4 protein-coding genes are annotated in these 3,469 nt (G+C 36.9%); all 4 read left to right on the top strand.

The genetic code is table 11. The annotated features are described in order from the left end of the window. Positions 1–830 (top strand): nickel transporter permease (nikC, locus tag CN514_RS19200; RefSeq protein ID WP_098233976.1); only part of this gene is annotated, 830 nt, incomplete at its 5' end. Between the two features lie 12 nt (positions 831–842). After that, positions 843–1,763: an ABC transporter permease gene (locus CN514_RS19195; RefSeq protein WP_025569271.1), complete on the top strand. Its 921-nt coding sequence runs from the start codon at positions 843–845 to the stop codon at positions 1,761–1,763. A 12-nt stretch (positions 1,764–1,775) separates the two neighbouring features. Beyond that, positions 1,776–2,804 (top strand): ABC transporter ATP-binding protein, encoded by a 1,029-nt coding sequence (locus CN514_RS19190; protein ID WP_098233975.1) that lies wholly within the window; start codon positions 1,776–1,778, stop codon positions 2,802–2,804. Then, positions 2,804–3,469: ATP-binding cassette domain-containing protein (locus CN514_RS19185; RefSeq protein ID WP_098233974.1), on the top strand; the 666-nt coding region annotated here is incomplete at its 3' end. The genes CN514_RS19190 and CN514_RS19185, both read left to right, overlap by 1 nt.

Raw genomic sequence — 3,469 nt, 5'->3', positions numbered from 1 at the left:
GGAAAGTATTTTATAAGAAGTTTAAAAAAAATAAATTGGCACTAGTTGGTGGATATATCGTACTTTTTTATATTTTAGTAGCTTTTTTAGCACCACTCATTTCACCGAAGGATCCTTTTGCGATTGATTTAATGAATAAACTGCAAACTCCATCGCTAGAACATTGGATGGGAACAGATGATAAAGGAAGAGATATTTTAAGTAGAATCATTTATGGAAGTCGACTTTCAATTTCTGTTGGTTTCGTATCTGTCTTATTTGGAGCAATTTTCGGAATCACGCTCGGGTTGATAGCAGGTTATTACGGAAAATGGGTTGACACGATCATTATGAGGGTTGTTGATGTTTTACTAGCATTTCCAGGTATTTTACTAGCACTTGCGATTATTAGTGCACTTGGTCCTAGTCTAATTAATGTTATGGTTGCTGTCGGTATCTTTTCAATCCCAACGTTTGCACGAATCGTTAGAGGATCTACGTTATCTGTCAGAAAACTTGAGTATATAGACGCAATTCGTGCATTAGGTGCAACTGATTCAACAATTATTTTCAAACATATTTTTCCGAATATTCTTTCACCAATCATTGTCCAAGCTACGTTAAAGCTGGCTACAGCTATTCTTTCAGCAGCAGGCTTATCATATCTAGGATTAGGTGCTCAGCCTCCTTCACCAGAATGGGGAGCGATGTTAAGCAGTGGACGTGATTACTTATTTACAGCACCTCACATTGCCTTATTTCCGGGTATTGCGATTTCAACACTTGTATTAGGATTTAATATTTTCGGAGATGGACTAAGAGATGCTCTTGATCCAAGAATGAAAAAATAAGGAGGAAAGTAAATGTTTCTATTTATTGTCAGAAGAATTATACAAACTATTCCGGTTTTACTTGGTGTAAGTTTAGTCGTTTTTTTAATCATGCAGATGGTTCCTGGTGATCCAGCAACACTACTTGCTGGGGAAGGTGCTACGAAACAAACAATTGAAATGATTCGTCATCAACTTGGACTTGATCGCCCTGTCATTATTCAGTATTTCGACTATGTTGTTCATGTACTACAAGGAGATTTTGGTGAATCGCTTCGAAATAATCGTCCAGTATTAGATGAGATTATGATTCGTTTGCCGATTACAATTGAGCTTGCACTGGCTAGTATTTTCATTACAGTTGTACTTGGTATGCTAGCAGGAATTATATCAGCAACTAAACAGTACTCAGCGGCTGATATTACAATTATGATTGTCGCTTTACTAGGAATCTCTTTACCAAGTTTCTGGTTTGGTTTAATGCTGATCTACTTCTTTTCAGTTAATCTTCATATATTCCCAGTTGCTGGCTGGGGAACGTTTAAACATATGGTACTTCCAGCATTAACATTAGGTGCAGGTGGTGCGGCAATCGTAGCTAGAATGACTAGGTCAAGTATGCTTGAGGTTGTTCGTCAAGACTATATGCGTACAGCAAGAGCAAAAGGATTAAAAGAGCATGTCATTATCTATAAACATGGTTTAAAGAATGCTCTTATTCCTGTTATTACTGTTGTTGGACTACAGTTTGGTGCATTACTAGGTGGTACCGTTTTAACAGAGTCAGTTTTTGCAATTAATGGACTAGGTAGATTAATTGTTGATGCAATTAGGACAAGAGATTTACCTATGGTTCAAGGTGGCGTTTTAATCGCTTCAGTTATCTTTGTATTTATGAATCTAGCTGTTGATATTCTCTACCGTTACTTTAATAAACGAGTTGACTTGAATTAAGGAGGTCCTACTATGAAAAAACAAATTGATGAAACAATTCTTGAGGTTAAAAATCTACAAACCTACTTTTATACAGATGAAGGAACAAGTAAAGCAGTTAATGGAATTAGCTTTACATTAAAAAAAGGTGAAACACTTGGAATAGTAGGAGAATCTGGAAGTGGTAAAAGTATTACATCATTATCTCTTTTAGGATTAATCCCCTCTCCTCCAGGTAAAATAACTGGTGGTAGTATTCTTTTTAAAGGTGAAGACTTACTAGCAAAAACGGAAAAGCAAATGCGTTCCATTCGAGGAAATGAAATTTCAATGATCTTTCAAGAGCCGATGACATCTCTAAATCCTGTTTATTCAGCTGGCGAACAAATTGCAGAGGCGATTCGTCTTCATCAAAAATTAGGCAAAAAGGAAGCTTGGGAGAAAGCAGTTGAAATGCTACGACTTGTAGGGATCCCATCTCCTGAAAAACGTGCAAAGCAAGAGCCACATGAGCTAAGTGGTGGAATGAGACAAAGGGTTATGATTGCAATGGCACTTGCTTGTCACCCAGAAGTACTAATCGCAGATGAACCGACTACCGCTCTTGATGTGACAATTCAAGCTCAAATTCTAGAATTAATTAAATCACTTCAAAAAGATTTAGGTACAGCCGTAATATTAATCACGCATGATTTAGGCGTTGTTTATGAAACTTGCAATCGGGTAGCTGTTATGTACGCTGGAAGAATTGTTGAATATACTTCAGCAAAAGAACTTTTTAATAGCCCTAAACACCCATACACAATCGGGTTATTAAACTCTCTTCCACGTCTTGATATGGATCAAGATGAATTAACAACAATACCTGGTACTGTACCTAGTCCATATAATATGCCTAAAGGCTGTAGTTTTGCGCCACGCTGCGCACATGCAAAGGAAATGTGCCATCAGTCAGTGCCTGATTTACTAACGATGGACAAAAATACTGAAGTCAGCTGTTGGATGTACACATCACAATGGGAAACAGACTATACCATCAAAGAGAAAGTTGGGATTGAATAATGGCATTACAACTAGTGGATAAAAAAATACTACTTAATGTAGATCATTTAAAACAATACTTTCCAATTAAAGGTGGCATTTTAGGAAGAACGGTTAATCACGTAAAAGCTGTAGACGATATTAGCTTCAACATATATGAGGGAGAAACTTTAAGCATTGTTGGAGAATCCGGTTGTGGTAAGTCTACTACTGGTAGAGCCATTCTAAGATTGGACGAGCCTACAAGTGGAAGCATTCATTTTAAGGAAAAAGATTTATTAAGCTTAGGAAAAAAAGAAATGCGTAAAATAAGAAAAGATCTACAAGTAATCTTCCAGGATCCGTTTGCATCACTTAACCCTAGACAAACTATTGGACAAATTTTAGGTGAAGCATTAGCCATTCAAAATGTCGTTCCAAAAGAAGAACGTAAAGCTAGAATTGAGGAATTATTAGGGCATGTTGGGTTAAGACCAGAAGCAATGGAGCGTTATCCTCATGAATTTAGTGGTGGTCAACGTCAGCGTGTCGGAATTGCACGTGCACTTGCAGTTGATCCAAAACTAATCATTTGTGATGAAGCAGTTTCTGCTCTAGATGTTTCAATCCAAGCTCAAGTATTAAACTTATTAAAATCGTTACAGAAAAGGTTCTCACTTACCTTTCTTTTTATCTCACATGATTTA

It is taken from the genome of Bacillus sp. AFS001701 (assembly GCF_002559405.1).
In the GTDB taxonomy this organism is placed as follows: domain Bacteria; phylum Bacillota; class Bacilli; order Bacillales; family Bacillaceae_G; genus Gottfriedia.
The sequence above is the reverse complement of the archived record's forward strand: the minus strand, read 5'-3'. Positions and strand labels throughout refer to the sequence as shown.

What these genes read in the sequence shown, in the direction of transcription:
- CN514_RS19195 (WP_025569271.1), top strand. Translation starts at nt 843, where the DNA reads ATGTTTCTATTTATTGTCAGAAGAATTATACAAACTATTCCGGTTTTA.
- CN514_RS19190 (WP_098233975.1), top strand. Translation starts at nt 1,776, where the DNA reads ATGAAAAAACAAATTGATGAAACAATTCTTGAGGTTAAAAATCTACAA.